A 20,678-nucleotide genomic window follows, 5' to 3' on the forward strand; every position below is an offset into this window, starting at 1 on the left:
CTGCACGAGCAAGCAAGCACACCGGAAACACCTGAAGGAGAGCACGTGAGCGGCAAGGGCGCACCCGAACTGTCCGTACGCAACTGTGGAGACCTCCGTGTCGCCGTGGTCGCGGCACAGTGGCACGAGAAGGTGATGGACGGACTCGTCAACGGCGCCCTGCGCGCCCTGCACGAGCTCGGCATCGACGAGCCGACGCTGCTGCGCGTCCCCGGCAGCTTCGAACTGCCGGTCGTGGCGAAGGTCCTCGCGGGCCGCGGCTACGATGCCGTCGTCGCACTCGGGGTCGTCATCAGGGGCGGCACCCCGCACTTCGAGTACGTGTGCCAGGGTGTCACCCTCGGCCTCACCCAGGTCACCGTGGACACCGGCGTACCCGTCGGATTCGGCGTGCTGACGTGCGACACCGAGGAGCAGGCCCTGGACCGGGCCGGTCTCGAAGGGTCGAACGAGGACAAGGGGCACGAAGCGGTCACCGCCGCCGTCGCCACCGCGGCCACGCTGCGCACGGTCAGCGAACCCTGGCGCTGAGCGACCGGAAACCACCCCTTACCCTAAGAAGCATCATGGCGAACAAACCCTCCAAGAGCTTCGAAGAGCTCTTCACCGAGCTCCAGCTCAAGGCCGCCAACGGCGACCCGTCCACCTCCCGCACCGCCGAGCTGGTGGACAAGGGCGTGCATGCCATCGGCAAGAAGGTCGTCGAGGAGGCCGCCGAAGTCTGGATGGCCGCCGAGTACGAGGGCAAGGAAGCCGCCGCCGAGGAGATCTCGCAGCTGCTCTACCACGTCCAGGTGATGATGGTCGCGCGCGGGATCTCCCTCGACGACGTCTACGCCCACCTCTGAGCACACCCGAACGGGCCCGTTCACCCGGCACACCACTCCGTACACCGCTCCGCACCCGAAGGAAGCTGACCTCATGCTGCGCATCGCCGTCCCCAACAAGGGTTCACTCTCCGGACCTGCGTCGGCGATGCTCCATGAGGCCGGTTACCGGATGCGCAAGGAGTCGAAGGAACTCGTCACCGTCGACCCCGTCAACGAGGTCGAGTTCTTCTACCTGCGCCCCAAGGACATCGCGATCTACGTGTCCGCGGGCAAGCTCGACATCGGCATCACCGGTGAGGACCTCCTGATCGACTCCGGGGCCGAGGCCGAGGTCATCCTGCCGCTCGGCTTCGCCCGCTCCACCTTCCGTTTCGCCGCCAAGCCCGGCACCGTCACGTCCGTCGAGGACCTGGCGGGCAAGACGATCGCCACCTCCTACGAGGGCATCGTCGGCAAGCACCTCGCCGAAGCCGGCGTGAAGGCCTCCGTCGTACACCTCGACGGGGCCGTGGAGACCGCGATCGAGCTGGGCGTCGCCGAGGCGATCGCGGACGTCGTGGAGACCGGCACCTCGCTGCGCAACGCGGGCCTCGAAGTCTTCGGCGAGCCGATCATGAAGTCCGAGGCGGCCGTCATCCGCCGGACCGGCGCCGCGACCGACGGCGCCGCACGGCTGAAGGTCGAGCAGTTCCTGCGCCGCCTCCAGGGCGTCCTGGTCGCCCGCAGCTACGTGATGATGGACTACGACTGCCGCGCCGAGCACCTGGAGCGGGCCGTCGCGCTCACGCCGGGACTCGAATCGCCGACGATCTCCCCGCTGCACAACGAGGGCTGGGTCGCCGTCCGCTCGATGGTCCCCGCCAAGGACTCCCAGCGGGTCATGGACGACCTGTACGAGCTGGGCGCCCGCGCGATCCTCACCACGGCCATCCACGCCTGCCGCCTCTGACCGGGCGCCCCAGGCGACGACCACAGCGACGAAAGCGAACGACACCGTGTCCGCCCCCGCACCCCAACCGCCCGGCCTGCCGGTCACGTTCAGGCCGACCGTCACCCGTGCGGTCCTCCTGACCAGCGCGGCGGTAATGTTCGTCGCCATGACGGTGATGTCGCTGCTCCTGGAGACCCTCAGCGGGGGCGAGCGGGGCAGCTTCATCCTGATGGCCGCGCTGTTCGCCGCGGTGCTCGTGCTGCTCAGCCGGCCCAAGGTGGTCGCCGACGACCGCGGCGTCACCGTGGTCAATCTCACCGGCAGGCGCCGCCTCGCCTGGGCGGAGATCCTGCGGGTCAACCTGCGCCAGGGCGACCCCTGGGTCTTCCTCGACCTCAGCGACGGCACCAGCCTGCCCGCCCTCGGCATCCAGCCGGCGAGCGGCAGGGCGCGCGCCATCCGCGACGCCAGGGCGCTGCGGACGCTCGCCGAAACCCACGGCACCCGGACCGATTCTTCCGGCACGGGTCACGACAACGGCTGAGCCCCCTGCCCCACCCGGCACCATCTTGATTACCCTGATGTCGGCGGCGCCGATCGCGCCCCGCCCCGCACACGGGCCTGCACCATCGGCCGCGGGGAACCTGCGACCCGAGGAGTGACTCCCTCCAGCAATGGACGGATCGTCCGGTAGTACCTGCGCCGCCCCCTCCCAGGAGGAGGCGGCATGACCATCTCACTCGTGCTGCTCTGTGCGGCATTCCTTCTGATCCTCGCCAACGGCTTCTTCGTGGCGGCCGAATTCGGCCTGATCACCGTCGACCGGCCGGACGCCGAGCGCGCCGCCGCCGAGGGCGACCGCAGGGCCCGCACCGTGGTGCGCGCCCTGCGCGAGCTGTCCTTCCAGCTCTCGGGAACCCAGCTCGGCATCACCATCACCTCGCTCGTCGTCGGCATGCTCGCCGAGCCCGCGCTCGCCGATCTGCTCGACGGGCCGATCGGCGCCACCGGCCTGCCGCAGGGCGCCGCCTCCGGCATCAGCGTCGTGCTCGGCATGCTGCTCGCCGCCGCCGTGCAAATGGTGATCGGCGAGCTCGTACCGAAGAACTGGGCGGTCTCCAAGCCGCTCCAGGTGGCCCGCTTCGTGGCCGGCCCGCAGGACCGCTTCTCGCGGCTCTTCCGGCCGGTCATCGCCCTGCTCAACACCGTCGCCAACCGCCTGGTGCGGGCGCTCGGTGTGGAGCCCGCCGACGAGCTGGCCTCCGCCCGCACCCCCGGCGAACTGGTCTCCCTGGTGAAGCACTCCGCCCAGGCCGGCGCCCTGGAACAGGACACCGCCGACCTCTTCGTACGGACCCTCTCGCTCGGCCACCTCACCGCGGAGAACGTGATGACCCCGCGCGTCAAGGTCAGCGCCCTGCAGACCACGGCGACCGCCGCGGACGTCCTCAACCTCACCCGCGCCACCGGCCTGTCCCGCTTCCCCGTCTACCGGGAGCGGATCGACGAGGTCGTCGGCATGGTCCACCTCAAGGACGCGCTCGCGGTGCGCCCGCAGGAGCGGCTGCGCACCGCGGTCGGCCTGATCGCCGTACCGCCGCTGCTCGTCCCCCAGACGTTGCCCGTGCAGCAGCTCCTCGGCCGGCTGCGCAGCGAACAGCCGATCGCCGTCGTCGTCGACGAGTACGGCGGCACGGCCGGTGTCGTCACCCTGGAGGACATCGTCGAGGAGCTGGTCGGCGAGGTGCGCGACGAGCACGACGGTGTGGACGCCGGCCGGCCCGAGCTCGCCGCGGTGGCGGGCGAGGACGGCAGGCCCGCCTGGGAGGCGGACGGCAGCTGCCGGGTCCTGCACCTGGGCCGGATAGGACTCGAAGCGCCCGAGGGCCCCTACGAGACCGTCGCCGGGCTCGTCGCCGACCTGCTCGGCCGCATCCCGGTCCCCGGCGACCGGGTGGAGCTGCCCGGCTGGCGGATCCAGGTCCGCCAGGTCGAGCGCTACCGCGCGGAGCGGGTCCGCTTCGTGCGCGCCGCCGACGCACCCATGGCGGAGGCCACCCGATGAGCGTGCTCCAACTCCTGTTCGCGCTGCTGCTCGTGCTCGCCAACGGATTCTTCGTCGGCGCCGAGTTCGCGCTGGTCTCCGTGCGCCGCAGCCAGATCGAACCGCTCGCCGCGTCCTCCGCGCGCGCCCGCCAGGTGCTGCACGGCCTGGAGAACCTGCCGCAGATGATGGCCGCGGCCCAATTCGGCATCACCGTCTGCTCGTTGACGCTCGGCGCGGTCGCCGAGCCTACGGTGGCCAGGCTCCTGGAGCCCGTGTTCCACGCGGCCGGCCTCCCCGAGGGCCTCGTCCATCCGCTCGGTTACGTCATCGCGCTCGCGCTGGTGGTCTCGCTCCACCTCGTCATCGGCGAGATGGTCCCGAAGAACCTGGCGATGGCCGCGCCCGAGAGGACCGCGCTGTGGTTCAGTCCGGGTCTGGTCGCCTTCGCCCGGGTCTGCAAGCCGGTGACGATCGCGCTCGGCGCCTGTGCGCGGCTCATCCTGAAGCTGTTCCGGGTCGAGCCGAAGGACGAGGTGGAGGCCGTCTTCACCAGCGTCCAGCTCGGCCGCCTCGTGGAGGACTCCGGCCAGGCCGGCCTCCTGGAACCCGAGGCGCAGGAACGCCTTGAGGACGCTCTTGAGCTGGGCAGCCGCCCGGTGACGGACGTCCTGCTCGACCGGGCCTCGCTGGTCACGGTGGGCTGCGCGGTGACTCCGAGGGAACTGGAGGAGCTGACGGTGCGCACCGGGTTCTCCCGCTTCCCGGTGTGCGCCGAGGGCGGTGCCTTCATGGGCTTCCTGCACGTCAAGGACGTCCTCGACGTGGAGGAGCGCGAACGCGCGGTGCCGCAGCAGCTGTGGCGCCCGCTCGCCACCCTGCGGGCCGAACTGCCCCTGGACGACGCCCTCACGGTGATGCGCCGCGCGGCCACCCACCTCGCCCAGGTCACCGACGGATCCGGCCGGGTGCTCGGTCTCGTCGCGCTGGAGGACATGCTGGAAATGCTGGTGGGCGAGGTCCGTGACCCCGCGCACCGCGAGGAGCCCACCCCGCTGACGCGGTTCGCCGAGCCGCGCGGCGAACAGGCACAGCAGGCGCTCGCCGGCTGACGCGGAAGAGATCGCCTAGAGAGGTTCCTGCGGGTCGCGGCGGGCGGGGCCGCGGCCCGACAGGACCTCTCCATAGGCCTGCATCAGATCGGGCAGCCGCAGCGTGGACAGATCGTCCCTGGTCGGCGTCGCCGGGTACATCGACAGCCTCAAGTCCCGGTAGGCGCAGCTCTTCTCGTACAGGGTCCGCAGGAAGCGGCCGTTGCCCAGCTCGTCGATCCAGGCCTGGTCGACGACGTGCCCGCTGATCGAACGCAGCTCGTCGAGGGCCTCCTCGTCCCACGCGTCGCCGTTCTCGGCGGCGAGCACCTCGCCGATCGAGGTCAGTTCGAGGGGACGGTAGGAGGGGAAGTCGACGCGGGTGGTGAAGCGGGAGGACAGGCCCGGGTTGGTGGCGAGCAGCCGGTCCATGCCCTCGGGGTATCCGGCGAGGATCACCACCAGGTGGTCGCGGTTGTCCTCGGCACGTTTGAGGAGCACCTGGAGCGCCTCGTCGCCGTACGCGTCGCCCTTGCTGTAGCCGGAGTTGGAGAGCGAGTAGGCCTCGTCGACGAAGAGCACGCCGCCCAGTGCCGAGTCGATCAGCTCATTGGCCTTGACGGCGGTCTGGCCGAGGAACTCGCCCACCAGGTCGGCCCGTTGGGCCTCCACCAGGTGATCCCCGCCGAGCAGCCCCAGCGCGTAGAAGACCCGGCCCAGGATGCGGGCGACGGTGGTCTTGCCGGTGCCCGAGGGTCCGGAGAAGACGAAGTGCCGCTTCGGGGGCTGGACGGGTAACCCCTGACTGGCCCTGAGCCGCGCCATGTTGAGCTGCGCGGAGAGCGCCTTGACCTGACGCTTGACCGGTTCGAGGCCGACCATCCGTTCCAGCTCGGCCAGCGCCTCGGCGAGCAGCACCGCGTCGGTGGGCCCGGCCGGGAACCGCGGCGCACCGGGCCGCGCGGGTCCGCCCGGCTTGTCCCGTACGCCGTCGCGGGCCGGCCCGGCCGGACCGGCGAGCGGCGTCTGGGGCTCCCCGGCCGCGGGTCTGAGCTCGCGGGCGTCGGGCTGATCGGGACCGGGGCCCGTCTCGGCCTCCGCCTCCACGGTGTCGCCGAAGCCGGACAGGGCGACCGCGGCGAGGTCGGGGGAGTCGTCGGCGCCGTCGAACCCGTCGTTCTCGGTGATCGCGGTGAGCCGGGCCGCGGTGTCCATGAAGGCCGGGTCGACGCGGTGGACCGCCCGGTACAGGGGCAGGGCGGCGGCCGAACGTCCGGTTCCCTCGTGGGCGCGGGCCAGCCAGTAGCGCAGTTCCTTGCGCTGGGGCTGTTCGCTGCGACAGCGCATGAGGGCCGCCGAGAGCAGTGGCTCCGCCTGGCCGAACATGTCCAGGCGGACGCGGGCCATGCCACCGAACAGGCCCGCCTCGATCCCGAGCAGCGGATCGTTCACCAACGGCTCGGTGTGGCGCACCAGTTGCTCCCAGTCCTTGACCAGATAGGAGCGGCAGGCATGCAGGAAGCGCACCTGCGGGTCGGCGTCGACGGGCGGCAGTCCCGCCAACGCCCGGTCGAGTTCGGGTACATGGCGGCCGTCCAGCCAGTGCGAGGCGTGGGCGAGCAGCAGATCGCGCGGACTCTCCAGGACCGGCTGCACCCACCAGCCGAGCCAGTACCAGGAGTTGAGGGTCCTGCGATGACCGGCGCGCTGCTCGCCGAAACGTTCGCGGTGGCGATACATGCGCAGGAGTGCGGTGGTCGTGTCCACGCGCAGGGCGTGCAGCCCGAGCCAGCCGTCCGCCATCGAGGGGTCGAGCCGCACGGCCGTGCGGAACTCCTCCTCGGCTTGCGGATACGCGCCCATCGTGTACGCGTCCACCCCGCGCAGCCAGGCGAGATCGGCCGGGGCATGCGCGCCCGTAGTGCCGAAGTCCATCACGTCCCCCACACCGTGCCCCGTGCTGAACCGCCAATTCACCCAAGGGAATTGGCGGGAGTTGACCGCACCGAGGGCATCGTACCTGCGAGAAGGCCCGCTGCCGTAGGGGGCGCGGAGGGGGCATTGGTGGTGACCGAGGGTGAGCGAAACACCTCGGACGAGGGCCCGAAGGGGGCGGAAAGGACAGAACGAAGCCCCCGATCACGGGGGAACAACCGGGGGCTTCGTGTCCGCGGCGGCTTCGGAAAGCCGCACATTGAGAACGTAAGACCTGTATGGCCCCTGGGTCAAGCGGAGTTGAGGCACTGTGTGGGCCGATTTGCGACTGTTCGGCGAGGTGGGGTGAGGCCGTCACGCTCGGTGAGCGAATGAGGGGCGCGGAGTGTTTACTCCGGCCCCGGGCGCCATTCGTACCCCTCCCGCACCTGCCGCACCACCGTGTCCGCGAAGGGGCGCGAAGGGTCGTCGTCGAAATGACGCACCTCCGCCTCCGTCCACTGCGCCCAGAAGGCGGTGAGCTCGGTTCCGTCGCGGCGCCGGCCCCGCTCCCAGGACGCTTCGGCGTCCAGGTCCATCCAGGCGAGCAGGGCGAGCGAGGGCCGCAGCGCCCGGCGGCCGGCCCCGACCCCCTCGACGAGGACCACGGGCGCCGGCTCCAGGGTGCGCGCGTCCGTGAAGCGCCGCAGGTGCCAGTCGTACGGCTCGTACCGGGCCGCCTCGCCGCGCGCGAACGGGGCGAGCACCTGGCGGCGGAACCGGTCCGTCCAGCCGAAGAACTCCTCGTGCGTGGCCAGATCGTCCAGATGCAGCACCGGCGCCCCGTCCAGCTCCTGAGCGAGCAGCCCCGCGAAGGTGGACTTCCCCGACCCCGCGTGCCCGTCCACCGCGACCAGCCGCACCGGCCCGCATGACGGCGCCAACGTCCTTACGGATGCGGCCAGTTCGGCCAGTGAGCTAGCGGGGTGGGGCGAGTTGTTCATGCGTCCTGCCTGGGTGCGGTCGACGTGTCCGGTGTCCGACCGTACCCGTCGACGGGGCGGCCACCCGGGCCCTGCCCAGGTCATGCCAGTGGTCGAGACCAATATTGGAGGCGGGACGCGTGCCGAATCACTGGCAGGAGGGCCCCGGCAACCGGGATAGTGGGCCCGCTGTCGTGCACGCACCACCCCATCCGTAATCGACTGGGGGTCCTCACCATGACCGGCTCCACCCCACGCAGAACCGTCCTCGCCGCGGCCGTCGCCGTCGCGGCCGGGGCCGCCGTGACCTCCTCCGGCGCACCGGCGGCCGCGTCCGCCCGCGCGCCCCGACCCGGACAGGGCCGGCAACTCGTGGACAACCAGGCCTGGACCACACACGCCCAGTGGCGCACCGGCACCGCACACGGCGTGCGCGCCGGGGCGGGCCGCCGCCCAGGCATCGTGATCGACCGCCCCGCGGGGACCACCGTCTACGCCGACCCGCACACCCACACGAGCGCCACCTGGGAGTATGCGAGCTGGACCTCCCCCCTGCACCGCTCCGCCGTCCCCGCCACCGAAGCCGTCGCCCACTGGAACGCCGACACCCCCGCCGGGACGTGGCTCCAGATCGAGCTGCTCGGCACCTACACCGACGGCACCGAGACCCCCGCGTACGTCATGGGCCGCTGGACGGCGGGCGACGGTGACGGCGACATCCGGCGCACCTCCGTCGACGGCCAGGGCGACGGCAAGAGCTCCATCTCGACGGACACCTTCGCGATCGACGCCCCCGCCACCGGCCTGCGCCTGGCGGCCTACCGGCTGCGGATCACGCTCTACCGCCGGCCGGGCACCCGGCTCACGCCGACGGTGTGGCGGCTCGGCGCGATGGCGTCCGACATCCCCGACCGGTTCACGGTGGACGCCTCGACCCCCGCCTTCGCGGGCGAGCTGGAGGTGCCGAGCTACTCGCAGGAGATCCACAAGGGCCAGTACCCGCAGTACGACAACGGCGGCGAGGCCTGGTGCAGCCCCACCTCCTCGCAGATGATCATCGAGCACTGGGGGCGGAAGCCGGACCCCGCCGATCTCGCCTGGGTCGACCCGTCCTACGCCGACCCCCAGGTCTGCCAAGCCGCCCGGGGCACGTACGACCACCAGTACGCGGGCTGCGGCAACTGGCCCTTCAACGCGGCCTACGCCGCGACCTACCGGGACATGAGCGCCGTCGTCACCCGGCTGCGCTCCCTGAACGACGTGGAGGACCTGGTCCGCGCGGGCATCCCGGCCATAACGTCCCAGTCGTTCCTGGCGACGGAGCTGACCGGCGCCGGCTACGGCACCGCGGGCCACCTGATGACGGTGATCGGCTTCACCGCCATCGGAGACGTGATCGCCCACGATCCCGCCGCGCCCGGCGACAGCGCCGTGCGCCGTGTCTACAAGCGGCGCGAGTTCGAGAACATCTGGCTGCGGACCAAGCGCTACAACGCGAGCGGCAACGTGGCGTCCGGCACAGGCGGCGTCTGCTACCTGTACTGGCCGGCCGACCCGACGCCCAGGCAGCGCACGGCCCTCGCGGCCGTCGGCATCCGCTGAGCGTGCGGCCGGCACCTCGGGGCAGTGACGAACGTCTCTACCCCGGGGCCCCGGTCCGCTGGCACTGTGGAACGGTCACCGGGGGGACCGTGCACCACCACACGACCGAGTGAGTTCCCATGACTCTGCCTGCCACCACGCTCGACGACCCCCGCGCCCTGGCCGAGCTGCGCGCCCGCACCGGCGGCCCCAAGGACACCGGCCCCAAGATCCTGGAACACGTCCTGGGCTGGACCCTCGTGGTGGTCATCGCCATGCTGGTCACGCAGGCCGGGCTGTTCTAGGGCCTGTCCGACGGCACGTTCAGTCGGCCTTCCAGTGCCGTTCGGGGATGCCGACCACGCCGTACAGCGCCCGTACCGGTGAGCGCCGCGCCAGCAGCGCCGGGCCCGCGAGGGCGGCGAAGAGCGCGAGCCCCAGCGGCCACCCCGCCAGACGCACCAGCGCGCTCGCGGCCACGGCCCCGATGAACGGCAGCCCGTAGACCCCGGCCGCGGCGACGGCCACCGCGAGCACCCGCGCCACCTTCCGGTCCTCGTCCGCGCCCGGCAGCTCCCAGCCCTCCACCAGCCAGCCGATCTCCGTGATGAGCAGGGTGGCGATGACGGCGGCCCCGAGCACGAGGAGCGCGAGGAAGGTCCCCGACGTCATGAAGTGCAGCAGGTGGTTGACCACGCTGTCCTTGGACCACGCGCGCAGCTCCCGCCGGTCGGTGGTGAGCAGACGGCGGTAGCCCGTGCCGTCCCAGCCGTGGACGAGCACCGCGAACAGCAGGAAGTGCGCGCCGACGCTCTGCAGATAGGCCCAGTACCCGGCCCCCACCAGAACCAGCGCTTGCGCGACGAGGAACCCGAGCAGCGCGGCGATCACCGTGCCGCCCGCGTAGAGCAGCACGAACCCGGCCCACACGCCGTGCGCGTCGCGTGCCACCTGCATCGTTGCCCACGACGGGTTCTGCCACATCATGAACAGCCCCGTGGGCACGAGGAGTACGGCCGCGAAGAGCACGGTCAGCATGAGGTACGGGTTGGCGGCGTGGCTGCGCGTGCGTATGCCCTCCTCGTGCACCGAACGCTGCCACCACTGGAGCTGGCGGGCCGCGGCGACGGCGAAGGTGGCGCCCGTCGCGTACGCCCAGAACAGCACGGCCTGGATCGGGATCACGAGGCCCCCAGGGTCAGACCGTTCGCGACGATCGAGTCCGAGGTGACCAGCGCCTGTTCGGCCGTCACCTGTGTCATGAAGACGAACGGCGGGACGATCGGCGGCACCGGCAGGGTGTCGGGGTCGAAGGTGAGGCAGAGCAGCCCTTCGAGGCAGCCGCTGAACTTGCTGAGGTACAGCGTCACGTTTCCGCTCAGGTCCAACGAGGTTGCCCCCAGGGCGAGTTCGTCGTGGCCGTCGCGGGTCTTGAGGCGGTAGTCGGTGAGCGAGGCCGACGTCATCCTGAGGACCAGGACCTTGAGGGGGCCGTGCGCGGTGGGCACCGTGGTCACCCCGGCGAGCAGGAAGCCGTGGGGCGCGAAGCGGGTGGTGGTGACCGTCGGCGGCACGAGGGGCGCGGTGACGGGGCCGGCCCGGAGCGGAGCAGGGGCCTGCGCCGGCCGGGCCTGCGCCGGTGCCTGTGCCTGCGCCGGTGGGCGTGGGCCGAGGGCGACCAGGAGGGCCACGGGCAGGGCGGCGGCCAGGGTGCGCTGGGTGCGTACGCCCGCCGTGCGCCCGGCGCCGCGCTCCTTCGGCGTCCAGCCGAACCCCATGGCGCTGCCCGCGATGCCGAACGCAATGCCGACCAGGAACCCGCCGAGGTTCGTCGCCGCGAAGGAGAGCACCGAAAGGATCAGGGCGTTGAGGGACACGTAGTGCCGCGTGTGCGGCAGGAACCACAGGAAGAGGCCGGCGACCACGAGGGCGAGACCGATGCCGATGGCGGCGATGCCGCCGAGCCCGAGACTGACCAGGATCGTCAGTGGTGACAGCGGCACCACGAGCAGCTCCACCCCGCCGAGCACGAGGAAGAGCCCGGCCCAGAACGGCCGCGTCCGCCGCCAGCCCCGCAGCGCGCGGCGCGCCTCGGGCAGAGGCAGCCGCTCATCGAGCCACGCGTGCCGCACGCCAGGAGCCCCGCCCTCGCCGGGCCGGGGCGCGCCGCGCCGGGGCTGGGCCGGCCGGTGTGGTCCGGACCTGGGCGTACCGGGATCCGTCTCGCCGCCCCGGGCCGGCACGGCCGGTATCCAGGGCTGCGGCCGTCCCGGCCCCGACGCGGGGGCGCCGCAGGTGCCGGGGGCCTCGGGGGCTTCGCGGGTGCCACCTGCGCCGGACGCGCCCGGGGTGTCGCTCGCGGCGCGGGGGAGTCCGAGCAGGGCCAGGCGTCTCAGAAGCACTTCTTGCCGCCGATGCTCACATCGACCTTCATCCCCTTCAGCCGGAAGTTGCCACCGGTCGCCGACCAGGCATGCGACTTCACACCGTCGACCTCGATGTCCCCCGCCTGGAGTCCGAACTTGCCCTGCTCGCCCCGAACTCCCTTGACCGCGTCGAGCGTTGAGGCGTCCCGCCCGATCTCGGCCGTGCCGAACCGCGCGTCGCCGACCAGGTCCTCGCCGTCGATGACCAGGTTGCTGGCCGTGACCTCGCCCGCGTCGCCGCCCGCCGTCAGCTTGAACACCACCGTGCCGACGGGGGTGCTCACCTCGGCGGACTGGCAGATGTCACTGAGCTTCGCGTCGCCGATTCCCAGCAACGCCACGGGGTGGCCCTTGCCGTCGGCGGACCTGTCCGTCTGGACGAACGAGGAGAGCCCCGAACTCGTCAGCTTCCCCGACGCGACCTGAAAACTGGTGCCGGACACCGCGAACGACGCGGCCAGCGCGCCCTCCGCCATCACATTGGCCATGATCCCGACCGCGAGGACCGCCGGAAGGGCGACGACGGCGGTCTTCTTCCAGGCTGTTGCGCCCTCGGCCAACGGCCTTTTGGCTGCGCTCACTTGATCCTCCCGTACGATCCGGCGAACCCTCGGAAAGGCGGTGCAGGGGGAGTGCGGAGGCAGGTCTGCCATACTGCGGGCATCCTGCGGCAGTTGGAGACTAGGGCTCAATTTGAATAATAGTCAACAGGGCGGAACGACCGAGAGATCCCAGGCGCGTCGCTCCGAACTCATCGCGACAGGGCGGAAGTTGTTCGCCGACACCTCGTACGACGCGCTGTCGATGGATGACATCGCCAAGCAGGCGGGGGTGGCCAAGGGCCTGATCTACTACTACTTCAAGTCCAAACGGGGCTACTACCTCGCCATCGTCGAGGACTCCGTCGCCGATCTGGTGTCGCGCGCCGGGAGCGACACCGAGCTGCCCCGCGCCGAACGGGTGCACCGCACCATCGACGGCTATCTCCGCTACGCCGAGCACCACCAGGCGGCGTACCGGACGATCGTCACCGGCGGGGTCGGCTTCGACACCCAGGTCCAGGAGATCCGGGACGCGGTGCGCGAGGAGCTGATCGCCACCATCGCCGAGGGCGCCTACGGCACCCGGGAGGTACCGGTGCTCGCCCGGCTCGCGCTGCTCGGCTGGCTCGGCAGCGTGGAGAGCGTCACCCTCGACTGGCTCGGCGACCTCGAACCGCCCCGCGACACGGTGCGCGAGCTGCTCGTACGCCTGCTGCGGCGCACCCTGGACACCATCGAGGAGTTCGAGCCGTCCTGCCCCTCGCCGGACAGCCCCTAGGCGTCCGGACGGGCCCTGGGCATCCGGACGGCCTGGTATCCGGACAGCCCCTGGGCGCGCACCGATGGGGGCGGGCGGCCGCAGCCACCCGCCCCCTTCGTCTCAACTCGTCTGCTAGCGAATTGACTTGATCAGCTCACCGTTGGTGGTGTCGCCGCTCAGCTCCCACAGGAACGTGCCGCCGAGCGCCTGGCTGTCCTTGTAGGTCATCTTCCCGGCGATGGTGGACGGGGTGTCGTAGCTCCACCAGTTGTTCCCGCAGTAGGCGTACGCCGTGCCCGCGACGGTGCCGTTGGCGGGGCACGTGGTCTTGAGCACCTTGTAGTCCTCGATGCCCTGCTCGTACGTGCCCGCGGCGGGGCCCGTGGCGGTGCCGCCGGGCGCCTTCTGGGTCACGCCGGTCCAGCCGCGCCCGTAGAAGCCGATGCCGAGCAGGAGCTTGCCGGACGGGACGCCGAGCTTCTTGAGCTTCTGGATGGCGGCGTCGGTGGTGAACCCCTGCGTGGGCAGGCCGCTGTAGGAGGTCAGCGGGGAGTGCGGGGCGGTCGGACCCTGGGCGGCCCAGGCGCCGAAGAAGTCGTACGTCATCGGGTTGTACCAGTCGACGTACTGGGCGGCGCCCGCGTAGTCGGTCGCCTCCATCTTGCCGCCCGCCGACGCGTCCGCGGTGATGGCGGCCGTCACCAGACTGGATCCGCCGAACTTCGAACGCAGCGCCGCCAGAAGGTTCTTGAAGGCGTCCCGCCCGCTGGTGTCGCAGGTGAGACCGCAGGCGTTGGGATACTCCCAGTCGATGTCGATGCCGTCGAACACGTCGGCCCAGCGCGGGTCCTTCACCAGCGAGTAGCAGGAGGAGGCGAACGCGGCCGGATTCTTCGCGGCCTCGGCGAAGCCGCCCGACCAGGTCCAACCGCCGAACGACCAGAGGACCTTGAGTCCGGGGTGCTTCTTCTTCAGCTCGCGGAGCTGGTTGATGCTGCCCGCGACCGGCTGGTCCCAGGTGTCGGCGGTGCCGTTCACGCTGGAGGAGGCGTCGTACGTCTTCTGGTAGTCGGCGTAGGCGTCACCGATGGCGCACTTCCCGCCGGTGACGTTGCCGAACGCGTAGTTGATGTGGGTCAGCTTGGCCGCGGAACCGGACGTCTCGATGTTCTTGACGTGGTAATTGCGCTGGTAGACGCCCCAGTCGGTGAAGTATCCGACGACCTTGGAGCCGGCCGCGGCCGGCGCGGCCGCGGGAGCGGCGACGGGAGCGGGCGCCGAAGCGGGCTCGGGCGAGGCGCTGGCGCTGCCGGCGAGCAGGGTCACGCCGAGCGCGGCGGTACACGCGGCGGCGATCAGGGACGTGAAGCGGGTACGGGCGCCCGTTGCTCGAACGGGGTTGAGCGCGTGGGGGATTGGGGGGAGGGGGCCGGGCATCGTGATCTCCTCGTGGGGAGGGGAGAGCGGGGGCAGGGCGCGACGGCGCGACAACGTGACGACGACGAGAAGGCGATTGACATGAACGCACTAAGTCGCTGAAGGGAACGCTAGAAGGACTAGACCAGACCGGTCAATGGTGCGGACCAACTCCGGAGCGCTCAGTTCCGGGAGCGCGCCGAGAACCCCGTCCGGTGTGCGGGCGGCGGAAATCGTGATCTTGGAGCCAGTGACGGGACGCGTCCGATCGGGCATACTCACAGCGCCACGGCCACCCGCCTGCTACTTCTGTGACCCGGAAGGGAAGGTAACGGCCGTAGAGCAGAGTCACCGGCGGCGCCGCCACACCCTGCGCGTGCGTCCGCCGTAGCGCCCGACAGGGAGGAGAGCGCGCCATGCCCGACCGTGCCCCACAGCCGGTGGAACGACAGCTGCCCACCGAAGAGGCCCGGGACCTCGTCGCCCTCGTGCGCGACATCGTCCAGCGGGAGATCGCGCCACGGGCCGCCGAGCAGGAGGATGCCGGCCGGTTCCCGCGCGAGATCTTCACCCTGCTCTCCGAATCCGGACTGCTCGGCCTTCCGTACGACTCCGAATTCGGCGGGGGCGACCAGCCCTACGAGGTCTACCTCCAGGTCCTCGAGGAACTCGCTGCGGCCCGGCTGACGGTCGGCCTCGGTGTCAGCGTCCACTCGCTGGCCTGTCACGCGCTCGCCGGATACGGCACCAAGGAGCAGCAGGCCGAGCACCTGCCGTCGATGCTCGCCGGCGGCAAGCTCGGCGCGTACTGCCTCTCCGAGCCCGCATCGGGTTCGGACGCGGCGTCGCTGCGCACCAGGGCGGTGCGGGACGGCGACGAGTGGGTCATCACCGGCACCAAGGCCTGGATCACCCACGGCGGGATCGCCGACTTCTACACCGTGCTCGCCCGCACGGGAGGCGAGGGCGCCCGCGGGATCACGGCGTTCCTGGTCCCCGGCGACGCGGAGGGGCTCTCGCCCGCCGTCCCCGAGAAGAAGATGGGCATGAAGGGCTCGCCCACGGCCCAGCTCCACTTCGACGGCGTACGCGTCCCCGACGCCCGCCGCATCGGTGAGGAGGGGCAGGGCTTCGCGATCGCGCTCTCCGCGCTCGACTCCGGCCGGCTCGGCATCGCGGCCTGCGCGATCGGTGTCGCCCAGGCCGCCCTGGACGAGGCCCTCGCCTACGCGACCGGGCGGCAGCAGTTCGGCCGGCCCATCGCCGACTTCCAGGGCCTGCGCTTCATGCTGGCCGACATGGCGACCCAGATCGAGGCGGGCCGCTCGCTGTACCTGGCCGCGGCCAGGCTGCGCGACGCCGGGCGCCCCTTCTCCCGCCAGGCCGCCATGGCCAAGCTGTTCTGCACGGACGCGGCGATGAAGGTCACGACGGACGCGGTACAGGTCCTGGGCGGCTACGGCTACACGGCCGACTTCCCGGTCGAGCGGTTCATGCGCGAGGCGAAGGTGCTGCAGATCGTGGAGGGCACGAACCAGATCCAGCGGATGGTCATCGCCCGGCACCTGGCGGGTCCGGAAACCCGCTGAACTCGTCCCGCGCCGGTACGTGGCTCGGCCACACCGGGGCCGCCACGATCCGGACCCACTCCTGATCGCGGCGCCCCGGCAGGGTCCGGCCCCTGCTCGCCCAATGGCGCAGCAGGGATTGGTAGATGGGCGGATCGGCATACTGCAGAATCGATTCGGCGGCCGTCGGCTGTTGTACGGGGCCGGGCTCGAAGTCGGCCACCCGCCGACGCCGCCCGCGGCCGGGGGCGCTCGAATGAAGCAAGCTCATGGTTGGGGAACGCGGGGTGTGGCGGGGCGGTCACCGGTGGGGGGATTCGGGCGTCTGTACGGGGGTGGCCCCGGCCGGGCAGTTCCCCGCTCGCCTCGGCCTTGTGGGCCGCCGTGGTGCGCCGGACCGGTACGGTGCGGACATGACGCTACCCGACAGTGGATCAGCCGGCCGTGGGGCGACGGAGGCCATCACCTATCGCGTGGCTGAGAGCGAGAGCGACAAGTCCGCCGTCATCAAGGGGGAGTTCAGCTCGGACACCGTCTTCGAGGTGGTCGAATCCGGCGGGGGCGGGTTCTCGATTCGGCCCGTTCGGCTGGACCTGCCGATGCGCAAGGTCTTCCCCGACGACGAGCCCGAGGGCGGCGAGGCGCCGGCCGGTGAGCGCCGGTTCGTCGCGCTGGACGGCGATCGGACCTGCGGCTATGTCGACACGGAGTACGAGCCCTGGAACCGGCGGCTGGTCATTGCCGATATCGAGGTGGCCGGGCCGTACCGGGGCCGGGGAATCGGACGCACGCTGATGAGCCACGCCATCGACTGGGCCCGCGCGTGCGGGGCCGGGCACGTATGGCTGGAAGTGACGAACGTCAACGCTCCTGCCATCCGCGCCTATCAGCGGATGGGGTTCGCTTTCTGCGGCCTGGACACGTCCCTCTACAGCGGAACCGAGTCCGAGGGGGAGACGGCACTGTTCATGAGCCGCGTCCTCGACCGACCCGTTCCCTCGCCTGTGGGTGGCTTCTCGCGCAGTTCCCCGTGCCCCTGACTGCTCGGTGCCGGCGATTGAGGACGAGCGTCCTCAAGGCGCGAACGGGTCTGGGGCGGAGCCCGACTCTCAGGTTGCCGCACGGGTGGGCGGGTGAACCGCCCCGGGTGACCAGGGTATGGCTACCGGGCCGCAGCTGACGTACCGTCAGATCTTCCCGTCGGACCGGAGGTTGCCCATGCCCGCCAACCGCCCCATCCCCCTCGACGAGTACCCCATCCACCAAGCCCCCCTCTCCATGGCCCATGTGGCGACCGGTGATCGCAACGCCTACGACCGCTGCATTTTCCACGTCTTCGACCACCAGGGCCGTGCCCTGCTCATCGCGGGGCTCGGGGTGTACCCGAACACCGGGGTGATCGACGCGTACGCGACCCTCCGCGTCGGCGACCGGCTGCACGCCGTCCGTGCCTCCGACGCCCTCGCCGACGACCGCATGAACCTGAGCGTCGGCCCGCTGACGATCACCGTCGACACGCCGTTGCGCCGCCTGGCACTGCACTGCGCCCCCGATCCGGACGACCCGGGTTCACTCTCGTACGACATCGTCTGGAACGCCGACTTCCCCGCCCTGTGGGAGCCGCACCACGTGCAGCGCAAGGGGGACCGGCTCACCCTCGAAGGGCGGCGGTTCGTGCAGGCCGGGCACTGCACCGGCGTGATCCGCGCCGGGGGCGAGGAGATACCCGTCACGGCGGGGGAGTGGACCGGGACGCGCGACCGCAGCTGGGGGGTGCGGCCGATCCCCGGTGAGGAGGCCGGGCGGGGCGACGAGTACCGGCCCGAGGGCTTCCACTGGCTCTGGGTGCCGGCCCGGTTCGACGACCGGTTCGTCATGGTCATCGCCCAGGAGGACGCCGACGGCTACCGCACCCTGAACGAGGCGGCGCTCGTGCGCGAGGGCCACCCCGATGCCCAACTCGGCTGGCCCCAGGCCGACATCACCTACCGTCCCGGCACCCGCCACCCCGAGCGCGCGGTCATCCACCTCACCGACAGGGCCCGCAAGCCCCTCGAACTCGGCGTCGAGATCCTCGCCTCCTCGCCGCTCGCCGTCGGCGCCGGCTACCCGCCCGCCGACGGCTGGCAGCACGGCACCTGGCAGGGGCGGGGCTGGACGGACCGGCAGGTCTACGACCTCCGCGACCCGGCCGCCCACCCGATGGCGGCGTACGGCGTGACCGACCACGCGGCCCGCTTCACCCTCGACGGACAGACCGGCTACGGGATCTTCGAACACGGCAGCTTCGGCCGCCACGACCCCAGCGGCTTCGCCGACCACACCTCCGTCGCGCCCTGACCCAGCCGCCCGTACGCCGTGAAGGGAGCACCGCCTTGGCCACCGCGCCACGACCCCGCACCTCCACCCGCGACCCCGAGGACATCGGCCGTCGCCTGACCGCCTGGCTCGACGAACGGCTGCCCGGCGCCCGGGTCACGGACATCCGGGTACCGTCGTCCAACGGCATGTCGAGCGAGACCCTCCTCTTCGACATCGAGCACCCCGACACCCCGGTGCGCGCCTGCGCGCTGCGGCTCGCCGCCGACCCGGACGCGTACACCGTCTTCCCCGTGTACGACATGGCCCGCCAGCACCGCGTGATGCGTCTGGTCGCCGAGCACACCGACGTGCCGGTGCCGCGCGTGCGCTGGCTCGAAGAGGACCCCGCGCCGCTCGGAGCGCCGTTCTTCGTGATGGACCGGGCCGAGGGGCGCGTACCGCCGGACGTCATGCCCTATACGTACGAGGGGAATTGGCTGCACGCGGCCGACGACGCCGAGCGCGCCCGCCTCCAGGACGCGACCGTCGGCGTCGTCGCGCGCCTGCACGACCAATTCCCCGCCCGGGAAGCCCAGTTCCTGCTGCCGGACGGCAAGGGATCCGCCCTGAGCCGCCATGTCGCGGCCCAACGGGACTACTATGCCTGGGTGGTTGACGGCCTTCCCCGCTCACCCCTCATCGAGGCGGCCTTCGACTGGCTCGACGCGCACTGGCCCGACGACGCGGGCCCCTCGGTCCTCACCTGGGGCGACGCGCGCATCGGAAACATCATCTACGACGGGTTCGAGCCGGCGGCCGTCCTCGACTGGGAGATGGCGGCCTGCGGCCCCCGCGAACTCGACCTCGGCTGGACCGTCTATCTGCACCGCTTCTTCCAGGACCTCACGGTGAGTTTCGGCCAGCCGGGCCTTCCCGGCTTCCTGCGGCGCGAGGACATCGAGCGGCGCTATACCGAACTCACCGGCCACACCCCGCGCTCCATGGAGTTCCACACCCTGTACGCGGCGCTGCGGCACGCGGTGGTCATGCTGCGGATCGCCTACCGGCAGGTGCACTTCGGCGAGGCCGTACCGCCCGCGGACCCGGACGCGCTGATCCTGCACCGAGCCAGTCTGGAAGCCATGGTGCGCGGCACGTACTGGAGTTGAGCGGTGATCGGCCGGACGCCCCCCGGTGGCGTCCGGCCGCACGGCGGGGCACGCTCAGGCTGCGCGGCGCATCTGCGGCAGCACCCGGACGGGACGCGAGCCCGGTCCGCCGACGTGCGAGAAGGGCTGGGTGCGCCAGTCGAGCTCCTGCGGAAGCGTGAGCAGCAGCGCGGTGTCCTGCTCCTGGACGTCGAGCGACTCGTCCGCGGCCTTCGCCTCCCCGGCGAAGCGCCCGGTCCCGGCACACACCGTCAGCACGAAGGGGTTCCACGGGCTCGGGCACAGCGCGTGCTCGGGCAGGACGTCCTCGTCGGCGAGGAGCGCGATGGGCCGGGCGCAGTCCGGGCAGATCACCCGGTACATCTCGAAGGTGTCGTACGCGTCGAGCGAGTCGTCGTCGATGAGTTCGGCGATATCGACGGGCTCCGGTTCGCCGCGTTCGCGTTCCGTACGTCCGGTTCGCTTGGGATTCTGCATTGGGACACTCCCCCTCGGGTGGGCCGGCATTGCGCCGTGGCCGCGACCAAAACAAGCACTTCCCGCCAGGCCGTGGCGATAACCGCGAGACCCCCGCCGAGGCCGCCGCAAACCTGTGGCGTTCGTCACATGTCGCCCGCAGATGCGCTTCCGTGCGCCGCCCCGACTGTGCCGGAGGCGCCCCGGGGCCATAGGTTGAGCGCCATGGAGGAGCTGGACCGTCAGATCGTGGAGCTGCTCGTCAAGGACGGGCGGATGAGCTACACCGACCTGGGCAAGGCCACGGGCCTGTCCACATCGGCGGTGCACCAGCGGGTACGCCGTCTGGAGCAGCGCGGGGTCATCCGCGGCTACGCGGCCGTCGTGGACCCCGAGGCGGTGGGCCTGCCGCTGACCGCGTTCATCTCGGTCAAGCCCTTCGACCCCAGCGCCCCCGACGACATCGCGGAGCGGTTGGCCGGAGTGGCTGAGCTGGAGGCGTGCCACAGCGTGGCCGGCGACGAGAACTACATCCTCAAGGTCCGGGTGGCCGGCCCGCTGGCCCTCGAACACCTGCTGACCCGCATTCGCACCCTGGCCGGCGTCTCGACGCGTACGACCGTGGTCCTGTCCACCCCGTACGAGGCACGGCCACCGCATATCTAG

At 71.4% G+C, this 20,678-nt stretch carries 21 protein-coding genes; 14 read left to right on the top strand and 7 right to left on the bottom strand.

The features are described 5' to 3' along the window. Positions 1–45: 45 nt before the first annotated feature. From ribH to OG432_RS29575, 6 genes are all read left to right on the top strand, one after another. The gene (ribH, locus tag OG432_RS29550; RefSeq protein WP_328313993.1) at positions 46–531 is read left to right on the top strand and encodes a 6,7-dimethyl-8-ribityllumazine synthase; all 486 of its coding nucleotides are present in this window, start codon (positions 46–48) and stop codon (positions 529–531) included. Positions 532–566: 35 nt separating this feature from the next. Further along, complete coding sequence (locus OG432_RS29555; protein WP_100577332.1) at positions 567–848, top strand: phosphoribosyl-ATP diphosphatase; 282 nt, start codon at positions 567–569, stop codon at positions 846–848. A gap of 73 nt (positions 849–921) precedes the next feature. Beyond that, positions 922–1,779: an ATP phosphoribosyltransferase gene (gene hisG, locus OG432_RS29560; protein ID WP_328313994.1), complete on the top strand. Its 858-nt coding sequence runs from the start codon at positions 922–924 to the stop codon at positions 1,777–1,779. A gap of 46 nt (positions 1,780–1,825) precedes the next feature. Then, positions 1,826–2,305: a PH domain-containing protein gene (locus OG432_RS29565; RefSeq protein WP_328313995.1), complete on the top strand. Its 480-nt coding sequence runs from the start codon at positions 1,826–1,828 to the stop codon at positions 2,303–2,305. A gap of 183 nt (positions 2,306–2,488) precedes the next feature. After that, positions 2,489–3,826: a hemolysin family protein gene (locus OG432_RS29570; protein ID WP_328313996.1), complete on the top strand. Its 1,338-nt coding sequence runs from the start codon at positions 2,489–2,491 to the stop codon at positions 3,824–3,826. Beyond that, positions 3,823–4,917 (top strand): hemolysin family protein, encoded by a 1,095-nt coding sequence (locus OG432_RS29575; protein ID WP_328313997.1) that lies wholly within the window; start codon positions 3,823–3,825, stop codon positions 4,915–4,917. Before OG432_RS29570 ends, OG432_RS29575 begins: the two co-directional genes overlap by 4 nt. A 15-nt stretch (positions 4,918–4,932) precedes the next feature. Here OG432_RS29575 and OG432_RS29580 read toward each other — a convergent pair whose 3' ends face one another. Beyond that, a complete protein-coding gene (locus OG432_RS29580; protein WP_328313998.1) occupies positions 4,933–6,831 on the bottom strand; it encodes an AAA family ATPase in 1,899 nt (632 codons plus the stop codon). Positions 6,832–7,220: 389 nt separating this feature from the next. Then, complete coding sequence (locus OG432_RS29585) at positions 7,221–7,814, bottom strand: uridine kinase family protein (RefSeq protein ID WP_328313999.1); 594 nt, start codon at positions 7,812–7,814, stop codon at positions 7,221–7,223. 216 nt (positions 7,815–8,030) lie between these two features. On the opposite strand from OG432_RS29585, the gene OG432_RS29590 reads away from it, so the two are divergent. Both OG432_RS29590 and OG432_RS29595 read left to right on the top strand, forming a co-directional pair. Next, positions 8,031–9,395 (top strand): peptidase C39 family protein, encoded by a 1,365-nt coding sequence (locus OG432_RS29590; RefSeq protein WP_328314000.1) that lies wholly within the window; start codon positions 8,031–8,033, stop codon positions 9,393–9,395. A gap of 119 nt (positions 9,396–9,514) precedes the next feature. Further along, positions 9,515–9,679, top strand: a complete 165-nt coding sequence (locus tag OG432_RS29595; RefSeq protein WP_328314001.1) for an SCO1431 family membrane protein — start codon at positions 9,515–9,517, stop codon at positions 9,677–9,679. 19 nt (positions 9,680–9,698) lie between these two features. On the opposite strand, the gene OG432_RS29600 is transcribed toward OG432_RS29595, so the two are convergent. Genes OG432_RS29600 through OG432_RS29610 form a run of 3 tightly spaced genes read right to left on the bottom strand, consistent with a single transcriptional unit; the run spans position 9,699 to position 12,381 of the window. Next, positions 9,699–10,559, bottom strand: coding sequence for a hypothetical protein (locus OG432_RS29600; protein WP_328314002.1), 861 nt, complete (start codon positions 10,557–10,559; stop codon positions 9,699–9,701). Beyond that, complete coding sequence (locus OG432_RS29605) at positions 10,556–11,776, bottom strand: DUF6114 domain-containing protein (RefSeq protein WP_328314003.1); 1,221 nt, start codon at positions 11,774–11,776, stop codon at positions 10,556–10,558. The genes OG432_RS29600 and OG432_RS29605 overlap by 4 nt, the downstream gene beginning before the upstream one ends. Next, positions 11,767–12,381, bottom strand: coding sequence for a DUF6230 family protein (locus OG432_RS29610; protein ID WP_328314004.1), 615 nt, complete (start codon positions 12,379–12,381; stop codon positions 11,767–11,769). The genes OG432_RS29605 and OG432_RS29610 overlap by 10 nt, the downstream gene beginning before the upstream one ends. 112 nt (positions 12,382–12,493) lie before the next feature. Here OG432_RS29610 and OG432_RS29615 point away from each other — a divergent pair, with 112 nt between their 5' ends. Beyond that, positions 12,494–13,120, top strand: a complete 627-nt coding sequence (locus tag OG432_RS29615; protein ID WP_328314005.1) for a TetR/AcrR family transcriptional regulator — start codon at positions 12,494–12,496, stop codon at positions 13,118–13,120. Positions 13,121–13,234: 114 nt separating this feature from the next. On the opposite strand, the gene OG432_RS29620 is transcribed toward OG432_RS29615, so the two are convergent. Continuing rightward, positions 13,235–14,539 (bottom strand): glycoside hydrolase family 18 protein, encoded by a 1,305-nt coding sequence (locus tag OG432_RS29620; protein ID WP_328314006.1) that lies wholly within the window; start codon positions 14,537–14,539, stop codon positions 13,235–13,237. Between the two features lie 395 nt (positions 14,540–14,934). On the opposite strand from OG432_RS29620, the gene OG432_RS29625 reads away from it, so the two are divergent. From OG432_RS29625 to OG432_RS29640, 4 genes are all read left to right on the top strand, one after another. Then, positions 14,935–16,107 carry an acyl-CoA dehydrogenase family protein gene (locus OG432_RS29625; protein WP_328314007.1) on the top strand — a complete coding sequence of 391 codons (1,173 nt, stop codon included), beginning with the start codon at positions 14,935–14,937 and terminating at the stop codon, positions 16,105–16,107. Positions 16,108–16,499: 392 nt separating this feature from the next. After that, positions 16,500–17,126, top strand: coding sequence for a GNAT family N-acetyltransferase (locus OG432_RS29630; protein WP_328314008.1), 627 nt, complete (start codon positions 16,500–16,502; stop codon positions 17,124–17,126). 178 nt (positions 17,127–17,304) lie between these two features. Next, a complete protein-coding gene (locus OG432_RS29635) occupies positions 17,305–18,426 on the top strand; it encodes a hypothetical protein (protein ID WP_328314009.1) in 1,122 nt (373 codons plus the stop codon). A 35-nt stretch (positions 18,427–18,461) separates the two neighbouring features. Beyond that, entirely contained in the window at positions 18,462–19,556 is a 1,095-nt protein-coding gene (locus OG432_RS29640) for a phosphotransferase family protein (RefSeq protein ID WP_328314010.1), read from the top strand. Positions 19,557–19,610: 54 nt separating this feature from the next. Here OG432_RS29640 and OG432_RS29645 read toward each other — a convergent pair whose 3' ends face one another. Beyond that, positions 19,611–20,033, bottom strand: a complete 423-nt coding sequence (locus OG432_RS29645; RefSeq protein ID WP_328314011.1) for a hypothetical protein — start codon at positions 20,031–20,033, stop codon at positions 19,611–19,613. A 204-nt stretch (positions 20,034–20,237) separates the two neighbouring features. Here OG432_RS29645 and OG432_RS29650 point away from each other — a divergent pair, with 204 nt between their 5' ends. Next, positions 20,238–20,678, top strand: a complete 441-nt coding sequence (locus OG432_RS29650; protein WP_328314012.1) for an Lrp/AsnC family transcriptional regulator — start codon at positions 20,238–20,240, stop codon at positions 20,676–20,678.

Origin of the sequence: Streptomyces sp. NBC_00442, from assembly GCF_036014195.1 — a bacterium.
In the GTDB taxonomy this organism is placed as follows: domain Bacteria; phylum Actinomycetota; class Actinomycetes; order Streptomycetales; family Streptomycetaceae; genus Streptomyces.